Below are 18,083 nucleotides of genomic sequence, written 5' to 3' on the forward strand. Positions count from 1 at the left end.
CCCACACGCCCGAAGCGCATTTCGCCGACAGGCGCCGCCCTGCCGCCGCTACGGTCGCCGCATGATCACGTGGGCGACGGCCTTTCCTCGACTCGACCGCGGCCGACTGGGACCGCACGCTCGCGTTCTGGCAGGCGGTCACCGCGACGACCCTGTCGTCGTTCCGGGGCCCGGACGACGAGTTCGTCACGCTCGTCCCCGCCGACGGCGACGGGTTCCTGCGGGCGCAGCGGGTGCGGTCCGGCCCCCCGGCGGCACGCACCTGGATCTGCACGTGCCCGACGTCCGCGCCGCGGCCGACGACGCCGTGCGGCTCGGCGCGCGCGAGGTCGCCACCTCCGACGTCGTCGTGCTGGCGTCGCCCGGCGGCCTGCCGTTCTGCTTCGTCGACGCCTACCCCGCGCGCCGGCCCGCCGCGCCGGCGTGGCCGCACCCGGGCGGCGGCACGCACGCCAGCCTGGCCGACCAGCTCGCGATCGACGTGCCGGCGGAGCACTGGGACGCCGAGCGGCGGTTCTGGGTGGCGCTCACCGGCTGGCCCGAGCAGCCGACCGCGCCCGGCGCGGCCCTCGTCCCCCTGCGGCGCCCCGACGGGCTGCCCCTGCGCCTGCTGCTGCAGCGCCTCGACGAGCCGGAGGGGGCCGTGCGCGCCCACCTCGACCTGGCCTGCGACGACCGCGCGGCCGAGACCGACCGGCACCTCGCTCTGGGCGCGCGCGTCGAGGCGGTGCGGGAGCGCTGGACGGTCCTCGTCGATCCCGCCGGGCGGCGGTACTGCCTCACCGACCGCCTCCCGGCCACGGGCGCCCTGCCCTGACCGTGCCCGCCGGCGCCGGCGCGGCCCTGATCATCAAGGACTCTTGATCAAGATGTCTTGATGGTTCTAGGGTCCCGGACATGGACCCGCAGCCCGCAGCCGACCCCGCCCCGCGACCCGAGACGGACCCCGCGCGGATCCGGGCGCTGGCGCACCCGCTGCGGCTGCGCCTGCTCGACCTCCTCGACGCCGAGGGCGACCTCACCGCGACGCAGTGCGCCGCGCTCACCGGCGAGTCCGTCGCGAGCTGCTCCTTCCACCTGCACACGCTCGCCCGGCACGGCTACGTCGAGGCGGCCCCGCCCCGCGGCCGCGAGCGGCCCTGGCGGTCGGTGCGCGAGCGCCCGAGCCGGTACGACCCGGAGCGGCCCGGCTCGCTGCGCGCCGTGGCCGAGGTCGCGCGGCTCACCCTGGACAAGGAGGCCGACCGGCTGCACCGGTGGCTCGACGCCGCACCCCGCGAGGCGGACGAGTGGCTGCTCGCCTCGGGGCTGCACTCGTCGTCGTTCTGGGCCACGAGCGACGAGCTCCGCGCCCTGTCCGCGGAGCTCGAGCGGCTGACCGACCGGTTCGCCGGACGCTCGGACGACCCCGCCCTGCGTCCGCCCGGCGCCCGGCACGCCCGGTTCTTCGGCGCCGTCAGCGTCGACCCGGAGCGGGACCCGGGGCCCGTGCGATGACCGCGGGCGACGCCGTCGACCGGGCCGCGCGGCCGGAGACCCCGGGGCGCGCCGGCGAGGGGGCACCGCCGCGCGCCGGGCGGGGCGTGGCACCGGGCGACGGGGACCCGGCGGCGCGGGCCGACCCCCGCGCCGCGCTCCGCTCCCCCGCGTTCCGGCTGCTCACCGCCGTCTGGGTCGCCGCCAACCTCGCCGACTCCCTCCTCGCGCTCATCCTGGCCGTGTGGGTCAAGGACCTCACCGGGTCGGACGCGGCGGCGGGCCTCACGCTCGCCGCGTTCGGGCTCCCCGCGCTGGCCACCCCGCTGATCGGCCACCTGGTCGACCGGGTGCCGCGGCGGCGCGTCCTGGTCGTCGCCTACGCGGTCGGGGCCGCCGCGCTGCTGGTGCTGCTCCCCGTGCGCGGGGCCTCCGGCGCGTGGGTCGTCCTGGGCGTGACCGTGGTCTACGCGACCCTCGGCTACACGACCGGCGCGGCGCAGTCCGGGCTGCTGCGCGACCTGCTGCCCGACGGGGCGCTCGCGCCGGCGAACGGCCGCCTCACCGCCATCGACCAGTCGTTCCGGCTCGCGATGCCGGTCGTCGGCGCCGTGGTCTACGCCGCGGCCGGCCCGCGCCCGCTCGTGGTCGTCGCAGCGGCCGCGTTCGGTGCCTCGGCGCTGCTCGCCGCCCGCCTGCGCGTCCGGGAGACGCCACCCGCCCCCGGCATCGAGCCGTTCGCGCGGGCGGTGACCGCCGGCTTCCGGCACCTGCGGCGCACGCCGCCGCTGGGCCGGCTCGCCGTCACCCTCGGCATCGGGTTCGGCGTGACCGGCGCGATCAACGGCGCGGCGTTCGCGATCATCGACCGTGGCCTGGGTCTGCCTCCCGAGGCGCTCGGCCCGCTCACCAGCGCCCAGGCCGTCACGGCGGTGGTCGCGGGGCTGACCGCGGACCGGCTGATCGCCCGGTGGGGCGCCACGCGGCTCGTCGCGGTCGCGCTGCTGGTCGCCGCCGCCGGGGTCGTGCCGCTCGCCGGGTCGAGCCTGGTCGGCGTGGTGCTCGGGATGGGGGCGCTGGGCGCCGGCGTCACCTGGGCCGTCGTCGCGTTCGTCACCGAGCGCCAGCTGCGCACACCGCCGACGCTGCAGGGTCGGGTGCAGTCCGCCGGCGCGCTGCTGCTGAACGCCCCGCAGCTCGCGCTGGCGGTCGCGGCGGCGGCCGTCGTGGACGCGGTGGACCACCGCGTCGTCGTGCTGGCGTGCGCGGCGGGCCTGCTGGCCTCGGCGGCGCTGGCGGCGTCGGCCCGGCGCACGCCCGCGGCACCCGCCGCGGGCTGACCGGGCGCGGGGTCGCCGAGCGCGGTCGTCCGCGCCGAGCGCGGTCGTCCCGGCTGCCGCGGTCGGCGGGAACCACCGCGCTCGGCGCCAGCCACCGCGCGGGGCGGCTTGGGGGACCGAGCCGGCGGGCGGCGTCACGACTCCGGCAGGTGCTCCCGCGCCCAGAGCGCCGCGCTGGTCCGGTCCGCCACGCCGAGCAGGCGGAACACGTGCCCGACGTGCACCTTGACCGTGCGCTCCGCGATGCCGAGCTCCCGCCCGATCTGCTTGTTCGCCAGCCCGCGCGCGAGCAGCCGCAGCACGTCGCGCTCCCGCGCGCTGAGCCGGTCCGCCGGGCGCGGGGCCGTGGCGGAGGGCAGCAGCGCGCCGGCCACGCGCGGGTCGAGCGGGGCGTACCCCCGGGCGGCGGACCGCACGGCCGCGACCAGCTCCTCCGGCTCGCAGTCCTTGAGCAGGTAGCCGACCGCCCCCGCGCCGACCGCCGCCGAGACGCGGTCGTGGTCGGAGAACGACGTCAGCACGACGACGCGGGTCGCCGGCCGCGCCGCCAGGACCTGGCGGGTCGCCTCGACGCCGTCGGTCCCGGGCATCGACAGGTCCATGAGGATCACGTCGGGCGCCAGGTCGGCCGCCAGCGCGACGGCCGCGGCGCCGTCGGCGGCCTGGCCCACGACCCGCATCCCGTCCGCCGCGTCGACCAGCCCGGCCAGCCCGGACCGGACCAGGTGGTGGTCGTCCGCCAGCAGCACCGTGATGTCCTCGGTCATCGCACCTCCACGTCGGGGTCGACGGCGAGCCGCCAGCGGGTGCCAGCGCCCGGGGCCGAGTCGACCGAGAGCTCCGCACCGGCGGCCGCGGCCAGGTCGCCGAGCACCCGCAGCCCGAGGTGGCCCTCGGGCGGGCTCGCGAGCGTGGCGGCGGCGTCGAACCCGGCGCCGTCGTCGGCGACCTCCAGCACCAGCAGGCCACCCGACCGCGCCAGGCCCACCCGCACCTCGTCCGCGCCCGCGTGCGCGACGGCGTTGCGCACCGTCTCCTGCGTCACCCGGTAGACGAGCTGCTGCGCGTCCACGCCGATCCCCGCCAGCGCGTCCTCCGGCGCGTCGACGATCACCCGCACGCCGCGGGCGGCGAGCCCGCCGGCGAGGTCGGCGAGCGCGGCGCCCAGCCCAGCGGTGCGCAGGCTCGGCGGGTAGATGTCGACGAGCAACGACCGCAGCCCGCGGATGGACGTCCGCACGGTGCCGCTCGCGGCGCGCACGTCCGCCGCGACGTCCGGGGCGCCGGCCCGCTCGGCGCGCTCGGCGGCCCCGGCGAGGGCGAACGACGACGCGGCGAGCTCCTGGACCACGCCGTCGTGCAGCGTCGCGGCGATCCGGCGGCGCTCGGCGTCGGACGCGTCGACCGCGCTGCGCAGCAGCCGCTCCCGCTGGTCCTGCCCGCGGCGCAGCCGGTCGAGCAGCGTCCACAGGACCGGCAGCAGCAGCACCAGGAGCAGGAGCAGGCTGGTGACCGTGATGCCGGCGAAGCCCCGCCACACCGCGGCGGCGCGTTCGGTGACGACGTCGTACCGGCTGTAGGTCTCGAACAGCAGGACCGTCCCGTCCGGCGTCCAGACCGGGCGGTAGACCTCGAGCAGCCGGCCCTGGTCCCGCTCGAACCGGTTCTCCGGCTCGTCGAGGTCGCTGACCTCGGCCTGCGTCGACGGGTCGGCGAGCACCGCGCGCTCGTCGTCGCCCAGCCCGAACGTGTCGCCGATCAGGCGGGGCTCGTCCGAGTACACGATCCGGCCGTCGGCGTCCCAGAGCTTCACCCGGACGACGGCGTCGCCGAGCACCCGGTCCCGGACGACCGCGTCCAGTTCCGCGAGGGCCTCGGGGTCGCCGGCGGCGACGCCGTCGGTCAGCGCCGGCTGCACGACGGCGTCGGCCAGCAGGTCGGTGCTGCGTGCGGCGTCGTTGACGGACTCCTGCTCGGCGATGCGGCGGCTCGCGCTCAGCCCGAGCACGGCGACCAGCACGAGCACGACCACGGCCGCCGCGCCGACCTGGAGGAACACCCGCCAGGTGCGGACCGGGGCGACCGAGGAGGCGGGCGGCGCGCCGCGGCTGAGGACGACTCGGCCGTCCTCGGCCGCGGGCGCGGGCGTCTGCACAGGCGCCACCCTAGGTGCTGCGGGCACCGGTCAGTCGTCGCTGCCGTGGCCGCCGTGCCGGCCGCCGTCGTCGTCGCCGTGCCGGCCGGAGTCGTCGGAGCCGGAGCCCGACGAGTGGTGGCCGGAGTCGTCGGAGCCCGAGCCCGACGAGTGGTGGCCCGAGTCGTCGGAGCCCGAGCCCGACGAGTGGTGGCCCGAGTCGTCGACGGGCGCGGCGGGGGCCGCCGGGGCCGCGGGGACCGCGGGCGCGGCCGGCGCGGCGGTGCCCGTCCCGTTCACGCGACGGTCGTCACCGGGCTCGACGCGGTCGTCACGGTCGACGCGGCCGCCACGGTCGTCCGGCACGGCCGAGGGCGAGGAGGAGCCGGACGGCGTCGCGTCGTCGGACGGCGACGTGGCGGCGCCGGTGCCGTTCGCGCGCCGGTCGTCGCCGGCCTCGGTGCGCAGGTCGCGGTCGGTGGCACCGCCGCGGTCGTCGGCGGTCGGCGCCTGGCTGGGTACCGAGACCGGCACCTCGCGGCTCAGGCTGGGGTTGGCGGTGAGGCCGACGACGGCCGGCACGATCGCCAGCGCGGCGGCGGCGGTGAACACCAGGGTGCGCTTCACGGGGACTCCTCGGGTGGGTGGTGGATCCGACGAGTCAGTTCTCCCGCGCCGCGGGTCTGCCGCGCGATCGGACGTTGGTACTAGTACCCGTCGCGAGGGGTCCCGGTGCTGGTCAGCGCGGCGTCAGCCCCGGCGGTCGACCAGCAGCCACGCCCCCGCGCCGAGCACCGCCGCGGCCAGCAGCACCGAGGGCCACGGCCCCAGCACCCCGGCGAGGACGTGCGACGCGACGAAGCACACCGCACCGAGCAGCACCACGGCCAGCACCCGCGCGGCTCCCCCCGCCCACGACCGCCACGCGCACCACGCCACGCCCAGGACCAGCGCGGCCCCGCCGAGCGCCCGGACGCCAATGCCCTGCGCGACGGCGAACGCCGCCACGAGGGTCACCGCGGCCAGCACGCCGGTCGGCACCCCGGCGAGCGGGCCGCGCGCCCCGGCGGGCCGGGACGGCGCTGCCGCCGCCCCGACCCCGCCGGTCGGACCGCCCGCGCCGGGACCGGTCACTCGTCCGCCCCGACGACCGCGCCGGCGAACTGCGACTGGTACAGCCGGTGGTACGCGCCGCCGGCCGCGATGAGCTCGTCGTGCGTGCCCTTCTCGACGATCGCGCCGTGCTCCATCACGAGGATGAGGTCGGCGTCCCGGATGGTCGACAGCCGGTGCGCGATGACGAACGACGTCCGCCCCTGCCGCAGCGAGGCCATCGCCTGCTGCAGCAGCTTCTCGGTCCGGGTGTCGACCGACGACGTGGCCTCGTCGAGGATGAGCACCGACGGCCGCGCGACGAACGCCCGGGCGATGGTGATCAGCTGCTTCTCCCCCGCCGACAGGTTGGCCGCGTCCTCCTCGAGCACGGTGTCGTACCCGTGCGGCAGCGAGTGCACGAAGCGGTCGACGTAGGTGGCCTGCGCGGCCGCGAGGATCTCCTCGTCGGTCGCCGACTGCCGGCCGTACCGGATGTTCTCCCGGATCGTGCCCGCGAACAGCCACGGGTCCTGGAGCACCATGCCGGTGCGCGCCCGGGCGTCGTGCCGGGACAGCGTCGCGATGTCCTGGCCGTTGACCAGGATCCGGCCGCCGTCGAGCTCGTAGAACCGCATGAGCAGGTTGACGAGCGTCGTCTTCCCCGCGCCCGTCGGGCCGACGATCGCGACCGTCTGCCCGGGGCGGACGGTGAACGACAGGTCGGTGATCAGCGGGTGCTCGGGGTCGTACGAGAACGCGACGTGCTCGAACTCGATCGTCCCGTCGCCCTCGGCCGGGGCCGGCGCCTGCGGGTCGTCCTCGCTCTGCTCGTCCTCGTCGAGCAGCTGGAACACCCGCTCGGCCGACGCGGTGCCGGACTGCACGACCGCGGCCATCCCGCCGAGCTCGGACAGCGGCTGGGTGAACATCTGCGTGTACTGGATGAACGCCTGCACGCTGCCGAGCAGCATCGTGCCGTTCGCGACCATGAGGCCGCCGAGCACCGCGATGCCGACGTAGGTGAGGTTGCTGACGAACGACATGCCCGGCCAGATGATCCCGGACAGGAACTGCGCCCTGAACGAGGCCTGGTACAGCTCCTCGTTCTCCGCCTTGAACCGGTCCGCGAAGTCCTGCCGGCGGCCGAAGACCTTGACCAGGGCGTGCCCGGAGAAGGACTCCTCGACACGCGCGTTCAGCCGGCCGACCTTGCGCCACTGGGTGCCGAACGCCTTCTGCGACCGGGGCCCGATGACCCCGAAGATGACGCCCATGAGCGGGATGGAGACGAGCGCGACCAGCGCGAGCTGCCACGAGATCGAGAACATCATGATCAGCACGCCGACGACGGTGAGGACCGACGTGAGCGCCGTGGACAGCGACTGCTGCATCGTCTGCGTGATGTTGTCGATGTCGTTGGTGACGCGGGAGATCAGCTCGCCGCGCTGCACCTTGTCGAAGTAGGCGAGCGGCAGCCGGTTGATCTTGGTCTCGACCTGCTCGCGCAGGCGCCACATGGCCCGGACCATGATCACGTTGATGATGTAGCCCTGCAGCCACATGAGCAGCGCGCCCGCGACGTACAGCGCGAGCACGGTCAGCAGCAGCCGGCCGAGCAGGTCGAAGTCGATCCCGGCACCCGGCACCAGGCCCTTCGCCGCCGCGACCATGTCCGCGACGCGGTCCTGGCCCGAGGCGCGCAGGCCCTCGACGGCCTGCTCCTGGGTGAGGCCCTCGGGCAGCTGCCGGCCCATGAAGCCGGTGAACACGGCGTCGGTGGCGCGGCCGAGCACCCGGGGCGCGAGCACCGTGAGCGTGACGCCGGCGGCGCCCATGAGGGTCACGGCGACCAGGGCCCACTTGTACGGGCGCAGCAGGCCGATCATCCGGCCGAACGACTGCCCGAAGTTGTCCGCCTTGCCCGGCGCGACCGAGTCCCACGAGTCCGAGGCGAGGCGTGCCTGCTCCCCGAGCTCGATCTCGAGCTTCTCGTCCTCCGTCAGCTCCGGCTCCGCCGGCTTCGTGCGCGTCTTCTGGTCGCTCATGCGCCGGCCTCCACCGCGAGCTGGGACTCCGCGATCTCGCGGTAGGTCTGGTTGGTCGCGAGCAGCTCGTCGTGCGTGCCGAGGCCGGCCACGCGGCCGTCCTCGAGGACGAGGATCTGGTCCGCGCCGGTCACCGTCGACACCCGCTGGGCGACGACGATCTTGGTGACCTCGGGCAGCTCGCGCCACAGCGCCTGCCGCAGCCGGGCGTCGGTCGCGAGGTCGAGCGCCGAGAACGAGTCGTCGAACAGCAGCACCGCCGGGCGGCGCACCAGGGCGCGCGCGATCGCGAGCCGCTGGCGCTGCCCGCCGGACACGTTGGTGCCGCCCTGCGAGATCCGGGCCTCGAGCCCGCCCTCCATCTGGGACACGAAGTCGCTGGCCTGGGCGATCTCGAGCGCCCGCCACAGGTCGGCGTCCGTCGCGTCCTCCTGGCCGAGGCGCAGGTTGGACGCCACGGTCCCGGCGAACAGGAACGGCCGCTGCGGGACCAGGCCGATGCCGGCCCACAGCTCCTCGACGTCGCGGTCCCGGACGTCGACCCCGCCGACGCGCACCGCGCCGCCGGTCGTGTCGAACAGCCGCGGGATCAGCGAGACGAGCGTCGTCTTGCCCGCGCCGGTCGAGCCGATGACCGCCACGGTCTGGCCCTGCCGGGCGGTGAACGAGACGCCCGAGAGCACGGGGTGCTCGGCCTCGGGGTACGCGAAGGTCACGTCGTCGAACGCGACCTCGCCCGGCCGCGGGGTGCCGCGCACCGGCTCGGCGGGCTCGGCCAGCGTGGACTCGCTGGTCAGCACCTCGGTGATCCGCTCGGCCGACACGGCGGCGCGCGGGATCATCACCGTCATGAAGGTGGCCATGAGGACGCCCATGAGGATCTGGCCGATGTACTGCATGAACGCGAACAGCGTGCCGACCTGCACGTTGCCGTCGTCGACCTCGATGCCGCCGAACCAGATCACGCCGACCACGGTCACGTTGAGCACGAGCATCGCGAGCGGGAACAGCACGACGAACAGCGAGCCGATCTTGCGGCCGACGACCATGATGTCGGTGTTCGCGCCCCGGAACCGCTCGCTCTCGATGTCCTCCCGGACGAAGGCCCGCACGACGCGCACGCCGGTCAGCTGCTCGCGCATGATCCGGTTGACGGCGTCGAGCTTGGTCTGGAACGACCGGAACAGCGGCACCATCCGGCTGATGATGATGCCCGCGACGAGCAGCAGCACCGGCACCGAGACCGCGATCAGCCAGGACAGCCCGACGTCCTGACGCAGGGCCATGACGATGCCGCCGATCGCGAGCATCGGCGCGCTGACCAGCATGGTCGAGCCCATCATCGCGAGCATCTGGACCTGCTGGACGTCGTTGGTGTTGCGCGTGATGAGCGAGCCGGCCCCGAACCGGGAGATCTCCCGCTCCGAGTAGCCGCTCACCCGCCCGTACACGTCGTCGCGCAGGTCCCGCCCGACCTGCATCGCGGCGCGCGCGGCGAAGTAGGTGGCGACGATCGCCGCGACGATCTGGCCGAGGGACACCAGCAGCATGTACCCGCCCGCGCGCCAGATGAACGCGGTGTCGCCCTGGGCGACCCCCTCGTCGATGATGCGGGCGTTCAGGTTGGGCAGGTAGAGCATGGCGAGCGCCGAGCAGAGCTGGAAGACCAGCACGCCGAGCAGCAGCCAGCGGTAGGGGCGCAGGTAGCGCATCAGCAGACGGGCGAGCACGTGGTCTCCTGGGGTCGGCGGGCGACGAGGTCCGCGACCACGGGGCGGCGGGGGGTCCGTCCGCGATCGGCTCCGACAGGGTAGCCACCCCCACCGACACCCACCGCCACCTTTTCGCCCACTCCCCGGGGGCGCGGAGTCTTGTCCCGCCCGGGGAGCGCGGCCTAGGGTCGCCCTGTCCGAATTGTCCTATATGTCCTTACCGCGGACTCAGGCCACGGGTCCCCGGCTCCGTCGTCCGCCCTGCCGCCCGGCCCCCGGGTCGCAGCACGGGGACGGCCCGGGACGCGGGACCGGGCGCGCGTCGGGCGCGACCGAACGTGACAGCGATGTCGAGCACCGGGGCGCACCGCGCCGCATCCTCCCGCACCCCGCTCCCCTGGCCCCGCGTCCTGCTGGGCGGCACGCCGGTCGACCTGCTCGAGACGGCCGGTGCGGTCGACACCGTGGTGGGGCACGCGTCGCGCGGCGCGGGCTGGCCGCTGCTGGGGGTGATGAGCGCGAACCTCGACCACATCCACCACTTCGGGTACCACGGGCCGTCGTCCCTGGTGCCGTTCGCCTGGGCGCACCCCGACGCCGGCGACCCGTACCCCGCGGGACCGCCGGTCCCCGACCCCCTCGACGGGCTGCCGCCGGTCCGCTGGCTCAACCTCCTGGACGGGGCGCCGCTGGTCCGGCGCGCCGAGCACCTCACCGGGCACTCCTGGCCCCGGCTCGCCGGCAGCGACCTGATCGCGCCGGTGCTCGACCGCGCGGCCGCCGTCGGCCTGCGGGTGGGGTTCCTCGGCGGCCGGCCGGACGTGCTCGACGCGCTGGCGACGCGCCTCGCGGCGGACCGCCCCGGGCTGGCCGTCGCGGGCCTGTGGTCACCCCCGCGCCGGGACCTCGACGACGCCGCGGCCTGCCGCGCCTGGGCCGCCCTCGTACGGCACTCGGGCGCCGACGTCGTGGTGGTGGGGCTCGGCAAGCCGCGGCAGGAGCGCTGGATCGCGCGGTACGGGCCGCTGACCGGGGCGGCCGTGCTGCTCGCCTTCGGCGCGGTGGTCGACTTCCTCGCGGGCGCGGCGCAGCGCGCCCCGGAGGCCGTCCGGGACCACGGCTGGGAGTGGGCGTGGCGCCTCGCGCACGAGCCCCGCCGGCTCGCGCGCCGCTACCTGGTCGACGGGCCGCCCGCGTACGACGTCCTGGCGCGGCGGAGCTTCGTGCTGGTGCCCGGGTCGCCCGAGCCGGCGGGGCGGCCGTGACGGCCCAGGCGGAGCGCCGCGCGACGGCCGGGCCGGCCTTCGCGGCCGCCGACGAGCCCGCGGAGCTCGGGGTGGTCGTGGTGACGTACGACAACGAGGCGCACCTCGACCGGCTGCTCGCCAGCCTGCGCCTCGAGGCGGCGGGCACCCGGATGCGGGTGGTCGTCGTCGACAACGGGTCGTCCGACGGGACGGTGCGGCGCGCCCGCGCGCACGCCGACGTGCGCACGCTGACGGGGCACGGCAACGTCGGCTACGCGGGCGGCATCAACGTCGGGGCCGCGGCGCTCGGCGACGTCCCGGCGGTGCTCGTGCTCAACGCGGACCTGGTGCTCGAGCCCGGCGCCGTGCCCGCCCTGCTGGCACGCCTGCACCGGCCCCGGGCGGGCGTGGTGCTGCCGATGCTCCTCGACCGGTCCGGCGCGGCCCAGCCGTCGCTGCGCCGGGAGCCGTCGGTCACCCGGTCGCTCGGCGACGCCGTGCTGGGGCGGTTCCTCGGCGACCGGCCCGGGTGGCTGTCCGAGACGGTGCGCGACCCCACCGCCTACGCCTGGGCGCACCCGGTCGACTGGGGCACCGGCGCCGCCGTGCTGGTGCGCGCCGAGACGGCCCGGTCGGTCGGCCCGTGGGACGAGCGGTTCTTCCTGTACTCAGAGGAGACCGACTACTGCCGCCGCGTGCGCGAGGCCGGCTGGGAGGTGTGGTTCGAGCCCGCCGCGCGGGTCCGGCACGCCGCCGGCGGCTCCGGGCGCGGCCCGGAGCTGACCGCGCTGCTCCAGGTGAACCGGGTCCGGTACGCCCGCAAGCACCGGGCCGCGCCCGTGGCCGGGGCGACCCTCGCCGTGACCGCGGTGACGTCGCTCGCGCGCACCTGGGACCCGGGGCACCGGTCGGCGCTGCGCGCGCTGCTGGTGCCGGCGGCGCGGCGGGCGCTGCCGCGCGGGCGGCCGACCGGGCTGGTCCAGGCGGACGGCGGCCGGGCCGCCGCCGGCCCCGGCCCGGCGACCAGGAGCGCCGCGCCCGCGCGCGTCACCGGCAGCGTCGTCGTCCCGGCGCACGACGAGGCTGCGGTCATCGGCCGCACCCTCGCCACGCTCGCGCCGTGGGCCCGGGCCTCCGGGGTCGACGTGGTCGTGGTGTGCAACGGCTGCACCGACGGCACCGCGGACGTGGCGCGGCGGTTCCCCGGGGTGCGGGTGCTCGAGCTGCCCGAGGGGTCCAAGCCGCGCGCGCTGGACGCCGGCGACCGCGCCGCCCGCGCCTTCCCGCGGGTGTACCTCGACGCGGACGTCACGGCGTCCCCCGCGGCGGTGGCCGCGACGCTGCGCGCGCTGGCCGAGGGACCCTGGCTCGCCGCCCGCCCCGCCGGCGGCGGTGGACGTCGCCGGGGCGTCCGCCCCGGTGCGCGCCTTCCACCGGGCGCGGGCCCGGCTGGCGGCCCCGCGGGAGGCTCTGTGGGGTGCCGGCGTCTACGGCCTGTCCGCCGCGGGTCACGCGCGGCTCGGCCGGTTCCCGGACCTCGTCGCGGACGACCTGTGGGTGGACGCGCTGTTCGCCTCCGTGGAGAAGCGGGTGGTCGACGCGCCGCCGGTGCGGGTGGTGGCGCCCCCGGACCGCCCGGAGCCTGGTGCGGGTGCTCGCGCGGACCGCCCGGGGCACGGCCGAGGTGCGGGCGCTGACGGCGGCGCGGGCGGCCGCGCGGTCGGACGCGGCACCCGGCACCGCGCCACCCGGCACCGCGCCCCCGGCCGTCCCGGGTCCGGTGCGCACCGCCGCGGCGCTGCTCCGGACGGTGCGCGGCGCCCGGAGCGCCCTCGACGCCGCCGTGTACGCGGCCCTCGTCACCGGAGGCCGGGTGCGCGCGCGCCGCGGCTCGGTCTGGGAGCGCGACGAGAGCAGCCGGCGGTGACGGCGCCGACGCGCGCGGGCGCCGCTCGGGACGCCGTCACCCTCGGCTACCTCGTCCCGGAGTTCCCGGGGCAGACCCACGCGTTCTTCTGGCGCGAGGTCGCGGCGCTGGAGCGCGCCGGGGCCCGGACGGTCCTGCTCTCCACGCGCCGTCCCCCACGGCCCGCCGCGCACCCGTGGGCCGCCGCGGCGACCGCCCGCACCACGTACCTGGCCGACGCGTCCCCGCGGGCGCTTGCGACCGCGGCGACGGTGCTCGTCCGTGCGACGGTCGCGGGGCGGGCGCCCGGGGTCCTGCGGGAGGCCCGGGCAGCCGCGGCGGAAGCCACCGGCAGCCGCGCCCGGCGCGCGGCCCGCGCCGCCGGCCTGACGCTCGCGGCCGCCCGGCTCGCCGCGCTCGCCCGCGCCGGCGGCTGGTCCCACGTGCACGTGCACTCGAGCGCGGACGCGGCCCAGGTCGCCGCGCTCGCCCGCCTGCTCGGCGGGCCCGCCTACAGCCTCACGCTGCACGGGCCGCTCGCGGACTACGGCGGCAACCAGCGGGGCAGGTGGCGCGGTGCGACGTTCGGCCTGGTGATCACGGAGGGCCTGCGCCGGGACCTGCGCGCCGCGCTCGGGGCCGGACCTGCCGGCGACCCTCGCGGTCGCGCCGATGGGCGTCGACCCCGACGCGCCCGGCCGGGCGCACCCGTACCGTCCGTGGCCGGGCGCCGGACCGCTGCGGCTGGTCTCCTGCGGGCGGCTGAACCCCGCCAAGGGGCACGACGACCTGGTGCGCGCGGTGCGGCTGCTCACCGACCGCGGCGTGGACGCCCGGCTCGTGGTGCTCGGCGAGGACGAGGACGGTGGCGACGGGTACCGCCGGGAGCTCGAGGCGCTGGTCGCGCGGCTCGGGCTCGCGGACCGGGTGCGCCTGCCGGGCGCGGTCGGCGAGGACCGGGTGCGCGCCGAGCTCGCCGGGGCGCACGTGTTCGCGCTCGCGAGCCACGCCGAGCCGCTGGGCGTCGCCGTGATGGAGGCGCTCGCGGCGGAGCTGCCCGTCGTGGTGTTGCGCGGGCGGCGGGGTCGGCGAGCTGGTCGACGACGGGCGGACCGGCCTCCTGGTGCCGCCGCGGGACCCGGTCGCGCTCGCCGCGGCGGTGGCGCGGGTCGCGGCGGACCCGGCGCTGGCGACGGCGCTCGGGGCGGCGGGTCGGCGGCACGTCCTGGCCGGGTACGGGAGCGACCGCGGGGCCGCGGCGCTCCTCGGCCTCGTATCGGCGCGGGGCACGGGCGCGGCACGGACCGCGGGCGCGGCGCCGGTCCGTGGCGCGGCGCCGACCCGCGCCCGCCCCCGGCCCGTCGGGGCCCCGGCGGACGGCGGCCCGCGGTGAACGCCGTGCGCCGGGCCTGCACCGGCCTCGCCGTCGCCGGCGTGTGCTTCGGCTCCTGCGCCGGCCCGACCGGCGGCCCGACCGGGGACCCGTCCGCGTCCCCGACCCCGGGCCCGACGTGGTCGAGCCCGCTCGCGTGGCGCGAGGTCGACGGCGGCCCGGCCTTCTACGACGCCTTCGACCCGACGCTGCCCGCCGAGCACCGCGCGTTCCCGATCGGCGTCTGGCTCGAGAGCGTCACCGACCCGGGGGACGTCCGGCTCGACCTCGCGGCCGGCCTCACCACCTACGTGGACCTCACCACGGACTCCGACCTCGCGCTGCTCGACGGCACCGGCCTGGCCGCGCTCGTCGGCCGGGAGGACCCCCGCGCGGCCGGGGGCGTGCTGGCCGACGAGGTCGACATGTGGGCCGGCGCCGGCGAGAACGGCTGGACCGGGCTGTGGCCCGGCCAGGGCGAGGTCTGCGACCCGGCGAACACCCCGTGCGGCTACACCGTGCAGGCGGCCGTGCGCGCCGGGCTGCCCGCGGGCGCGCTCACGTACGCCAACTACGGCAAGGGGGTCGCGTTCCGCCTCGACGACGCCGAGGCCGCCCGGTTCGTCAACGACTACGCCGACGTCGTGTCGGTCGACACCTACTGGTTCACCGACCCGCACATCTGCGGCGGCCACGAGGGCGGGATGCTGCTGGCCGGCGGGCAGCCGCTCACGGAGCAGGAGTGCCGGCGCCCGGCGAACTACGGCCGGACCGTCGACCGGGTGCGGTCCCTCGTGGACCCGCCCGGCAGCCGGCCGGTGTGGGCGTTCGTCGAGCTCGGGCACCCGTTCTCCGAGGACGACGCCCCCACGATCACCGGACCCCAGGTCCGCGCGGCCGTGTGGAGCAGCGTCATCCACGGGGCGCGCGGCGTCGTCTACTTCAACCACAGCTTCGGCGGCGCCTGCGAGTCGTTCCACCTGCTGCGCGAGGCCTGCGGGGCCGACGTCCGCCCGTGGGTCGCCGACGTGAACCGGCAGCTGACCGCGCTCGGCCCGGCGCTCGCGGCACCGTTCCTCGACGGGGCGGTGCTCGCCGACGGCCCCGTCGACACCGCGGTGAAGGTCGACGGCGGCACGCAGTACCTGCTCGCGGCCGCCACCGGGGACGGGGCCGCGACCGTGCGGTTCGACGTGCGCTGCGCGGCGGACGGCACCGTCACGGTGCTCGGCGAGGACCGGGACGTGGCGCTCGCGGACGGCGCGTTCACCGACACGTTCGCCGACGGCCTGGCCGTGCACCTGTACCGCTACGACCACGCGCCCGACGCCGCGCCGGGGTGCGCCGCGCCGTGACGACGGTCCTGCCGCGGTCCCCGGCGCCGCCCCTCGAGTCCTCGGTCCCGCCGGGGCGGGACGGGGGCGCGCCGCTGCTGCTGCGCGCCGCGCTGGTCGCGATCGGCGCGGCCCCCGCGAGCATGGTGATCGCCCCGATCGGCGCGGCCGGCACCGTCGCGATGCTGCTCACGCTCCTGCTCGGCGCGTTCTGGCTGGTCTCCTGGACGTGGGGTCTGCACGACCCGCTGGCCGCACGGCATCCCGGTCGGCTGGCGGTCGGCGCGCTGCTGCTCGCCACCGTCGCGTCGTCCGCGGCGCTCTGGCTCGGCACCACCGGCGGCAGCACCGTGGTGACCCGGGCGGCCGGCGAGCGGTGGCTGCTGCTCGTGCTCGCGAGCGCGACCCTGGTCACGGTGATCCCGGAGTGCGCCCGGTCGGTCGCCGCCGCGGCGCAGTGCGCGCGGGCGCTCCTGGACGGGTTCGTCGTGTGCTGCCTGGTCGCGCTCGTGCAGTTCCTCCTGCACGTCGACCCGGTGGACTGGGCGCCCTGGGTGATGCCGGGCTTCACCCCGAACGGCGGCGACACCCCGTTCCAGCCCCGGGGTGCGCTGGTGCGGGTCGCCGGGACGACGTTCTCCCCCATCGAGCTCGGCGTCGTCGCGTCGATGCTGCTGCCGCTGTCGATCTGGCGGGCCGTGTACGACCGCACCGGCCGCCGCTGGGCGCACCTGCTGCGCACGGGCCTGCTGGTGCTGGCCGTCGCGATGAGCATCTCGCGGTCGGGGATCCTCGGGCTCGCCGTGGCGACCGTCGTCGTCCTGCCGTTCCTGCCCCGGGTCGCCCGGCACTGGGTGCTGGTCACGGCGCCCGTCGCCGTCGCCGGGCTGTTCCTCTCCGTCCCCGGGCTGGTCAGCACGCTCGGCGGGGCGCTCGGCGCCGACGCCTCCGACCCGTCGATCTCGACCCGGCTCGACAACTACCCGCGCGTGGTCGCGATGTTCGACGCGCACCCGCTCCTCGGGCTCGGGCCCGGCAACTACATGCCCGAGGACGCCCTGCACATCCTGGACAACCAGTACCTCAACGCGCTGGTGACGACGGGCGCCGTGGGCGTCGCCGCCACCGTCGTGTACCTGGTGCTGCCCGGCGTCACCGCGCTGCACGCCGCCGGCGCCGCGCGCTCGCCGGAGCTGCGCTGCCTCGCCGGCGCGCTCGCCGCCGGCACCCTCGCGGGCGCGGTCTGCTCGCTCACGTTCGACTCGCTGTCCTTCCCGGTCTTCGCGCTGGCGTTCCCCGCGCTGGTCGGGCTCTCGGGGGCGGCGTGGCTGCTGGTGCGTCACGAGGAGGACCCGTGGACCCGACCGACGTCCTGAGGACGCTGTGGCAGCAGCGGTGGTACGTGCTGCCGGCGGTGCTGCTGGCGCTGGCCGCGGCCGCGTACGTGTACGGCTTCGCGCCGCGCAGCTACGAGGTCACCTCGACCTACGCCCTCGTCAACCCCGCCGTGCCGACCGCCGAGGAGCTGGAGCGCGACCCGGCGCTCGCGGCGCTGAACGCGGACAACCCGTACTTGCGGTCCGCCGACACGAACCTGATCACCGACGCGCTGATCGCCCGGCTCGGCGCCGCGTCCACGGTGAAGCAGCTCCAGGCGGACGGCGTCGGCACCGACTACGGGGTGGGTCCGGGCGTCGGCGGCAACGGGTTCGTCGTGGACATCACCGGCGTGGGCCCGACGCCCGGGGCGGCGATCGCCACCACCGCCGCCGTCGGCACGGTCCTCGAGGCCGAGCTCGACGACCTGCAGCGGGTCAACGGCGCCGACGACCGGTACCTGTTCACCCCCCTGCTGCTCGCCCCGCCCGACGACGCCACGGAGCAGTTCTCCAGCCGGCTGCGCGCCGTCATCGTCGTGCTGCTCGGCGGCGCCGTGCTCGTCTTCGCCGCGGCGAGCCTCGGGCGCTGGCGCACCGGCGTGCGGGCGCGGCGGACGGAGGCGCGCGCGGCGGCCGACGAGGGCGCGGGCCGCGCCGGGGACCCAGGCGCGGCGGCCCGAGCGGGCGCGGTCGGCGCGGCCGGTGCGGCCGCCGCGAGACCCGCGAGGACCCGCGGGGCGAAGCGGGCACCGGTGGCGTCCGGCGGGTCGAGGGCCGGGGGCGCGGGCCGGACGACCGGGCCGAGGGCGGCGGCCGGGCCGCCGGGTGCCCCGCCGGAGCAGGACCCCGCCGCACCGGACCCGGCAGCGGCGCGCCGGCCCGAGCCCGCGCGCGAGCCGGGTACCGCACGCGAGTCGGCGCCCGAGCCCGAGCCGGGGCCCGAGCCCAGGCCGGCGACCGACCGCGCGGAGCCGGCCCGCGCCGCCCGCACGCCCGGCACCGCGCGGCGCACGGGCCTCCCCACCGCGAAGCGCCGCGGCTGA

Annotated in this window: 15 protein-coding genes and 1 pseudogene; 10 read left to right on the plus strand and 6 right to left on the minus strand. The window is 77.3% G+C overall.

Going from position 1 to position 18,083, the window contains the following annotated elements; genetic code table 11:
* Positions 1-61: 61 nt before the first annotated feature.
* From FKM96_RS00105 to FKM96_RS00115, 3 genes are all read left to right on the plus strand, one after another.
* Complete coding sequence (locus FKM96_RS00105) at positions 62-817, plus strand: VOC family protein (RefSeq protein WP_210417326.1); 756 nt, start codon at positions 62-64, stop codon at positions 815-817.
* Between the two features lie 80 nt (positions 818-897).
* On the plus strand, positions 898-1,497 hold the full coding sequence (locus FKM96_RS00110; RefSeq protein WP_147793542.1) for a helix-turn-helix domain-containing protein: 600 nt from the start codon (positions 898-900) through the stop codon (positions 1,495-1,497).
* The gene (locus FKM96_RS00115) at positions 1,494-2,816 is read left to right on the plus strand and encodes an MFS transporter (protein WP_147793543.1); all 1,323 of its coding nucleotides are present in this window, start codon (positions 1,494-1,496) and stop codon (positions 2,814-2,816) included. The genes FKM96_RS00110 and FKM96_RS00115 overlap by 4 nt, the downstream gene beginning before the upstream one ends.
* A gap of 134 nt (positions 2,817-2,950) precedes the next feature.
* Here FKM96_RS00115 and FKM96_RS00120 read toward each other — a convergent pair whose 3' ends face one another.
* From FKM96_RS00120 to FKM96_RS00145, 6 genes are all read right to left on the minus strand, one after another.
* The gene (locus FKM96_RS00120) at positions 2,951-3,583 is read right to left on the minus strand and encodes a response regulator transcription factor (protein WP_147793544.1); all 633 of its coding nucleotides are present in this window, start codon (positions 3,581-3,583) and stop codon (positions 2,951-2,953) included.
* A complete protein-coding gene (locus FKM96_RS00125) occupies positions 3,580-4,971 on the minus strand; it encodes a sensor histidine kinase (protein WP_147793545.1) in 1,392 nt (463 codons plus the stop codon). The genes FKM96_RS00120 and FKM96_RS00125 overlap by 4 nt, the downstream gene beginning before the upstream one ends.
* A gap of 30 nt (positions 4,972-5,001) precedes the next feature.
* Positions 5,002-5,577: a hypothetical protein gene (locus FKM96_RS00130; RefSeq protein WP_147793546.1), complete on the minus strand. Its 576-nt coding sequence runs from the start codon at positions 5,575-5,577 to the stop codon at positions 5,002-5,004.
* A 123-nt stretch (positions 5,578-5,700) separates the two neighbouring features.
* Positions 5,701-6,084, minus strand: a complete 384-nt coding sequence (locus FKM96_RS00135) for a hypothetical protein (protein WP_246855110.1) — start codon at positions 6,082-6,084, stop codon at positions 5,701-5,703.
* The gene (locus FKM96_RS00140; protein ID WP_147793547.1) at positions 6,081-8,090 is read right to left on the minus strand and encodes an ABC transporter ATP-binding protein; all 2,010 of its coding nucleotides are present in this window, start codon (positions 8,088-8,090) and stop codon (positions 6,081-6,083) included. Before FKM96_RS00140 ends, FKM96_RS00135 begins: the two co-directional genes overlap by 4 nt.
* Entirely contained in the window at positions 8,087-9,820 is a 1,734-nt protein-coding gene (locus FKM96_RS00145; protein ID WP_147793548.1) for an ABC transporter ATP-binding protein, read from the minus strand. The genes FKM96_RS00140 and FKM96_RS00145 overlap by 4 nt, the downstream gene beginning before the upstream one ends.
* Before the next feature lie 329 nt (positions 9,821-10,149).
* Here FKM96_RS00145 and FKM96_RS00150 point away from each other — a divergent pair, with 329 nt between their 5' ends.
* The 7 genes and pseudogenes from FKM96_RS00150 (at position 10,150) to FKM96_RS00180 (ending at position 18,083) form a co-directional block, all read left to right on the plus strand.
* A complete protein-coding gene (locus FKM96_RS00150; protein ID WP_147793549.1) occupies positions 10,150-11,067 on the plus strand; it encodes a WecB/TagA/CpsF family glycosyltransferase in 918 nt (305 codons plus the stop codon).
* The gene (locus FKM96_RS00155) at positions 11,064-12,746 is read left to right on the plus strand and encodes a glycosyltransferase family 2 protein (RefSeq protein ID WP_168216824.1); all 1,683 of its coding nucleotides are present in this window, start codon (positions 11,064-11,066) and stop codon (positions 12,744-12,746) included. The genes FKM96_RS00150 and FKM96_RS00155 overlap by 4 nt, the downstream gene beginning before the upstream one ends.
* Complete coding sequence (locus tag FKM96_RS00160) at positions 12,701-12,976, plus strand: hypothetical protein (protein WP_147793551.1); 276 nt, start codon at positions 12,701-12,703, stop codon at positions 12,974-12,976. The genes FKM96_RS00155 and FKM96_RS00160 overlap by 46 nt, the downstream gene beginning before the upstream one ends.
* Positions 12,977-13,627: 651 nt before the next feature.
* Positions 13,628-14,017, plus strand: a pseudogene (locus tag FKM96_RS22010) (glycosyltransferase); the annotation flags it as partial.
* 61 nt (positions 14,018-14,078) lie between these two features.
* Positions 14,079-14,348, plus strand: a complete 270-nt coding sequence (locus FKM96_RS22015; RefSeq protein ID WP_371300542.1) for a hypothetical protein — start codon at positions 14,079-14,081, stop codon at positions 14,346-14,348.
* A gap of 1,330 nt (positions 14,349-15,678) precedes the next feature.
* Positions 15,679-17,037 (plus strand): O-antigen ligase family protein, encoded by a 1,359-nt coding sequence (locus FKM96_RS00175; RefSeq protein ID WP_147793553.1) that lies wholly within the window; start codon positions 15,679-15,681, stop codon positions 17,035-17,037.
* Positions 17,016-18,083 carry a hypothetical protein gene (locus FKM96_RS00180; RefSeq protein WP_147793554.1) on the plus strand — a complete coding sequence of 356 codons (1,068 nt, stop codon included), beginning with the start codon at positions 17,016-17,018 and terminating at the stop codon, positions 18,081-18,083. The genes FKM96_RS00175 and FKM96_RS00180 overlap by 22 nt, the downstream gene beginning before the upstream one ends.

This window comes from Cellulomonas sp. Y8 (assembly GCF_008033115.1).
In the GTDB taxonomy this organism is placed as follows: Bacteria; Actinomycetota; Actinomycetes; order Actinomycetales; family Cellulomonadaceae; genus Cellulomonas.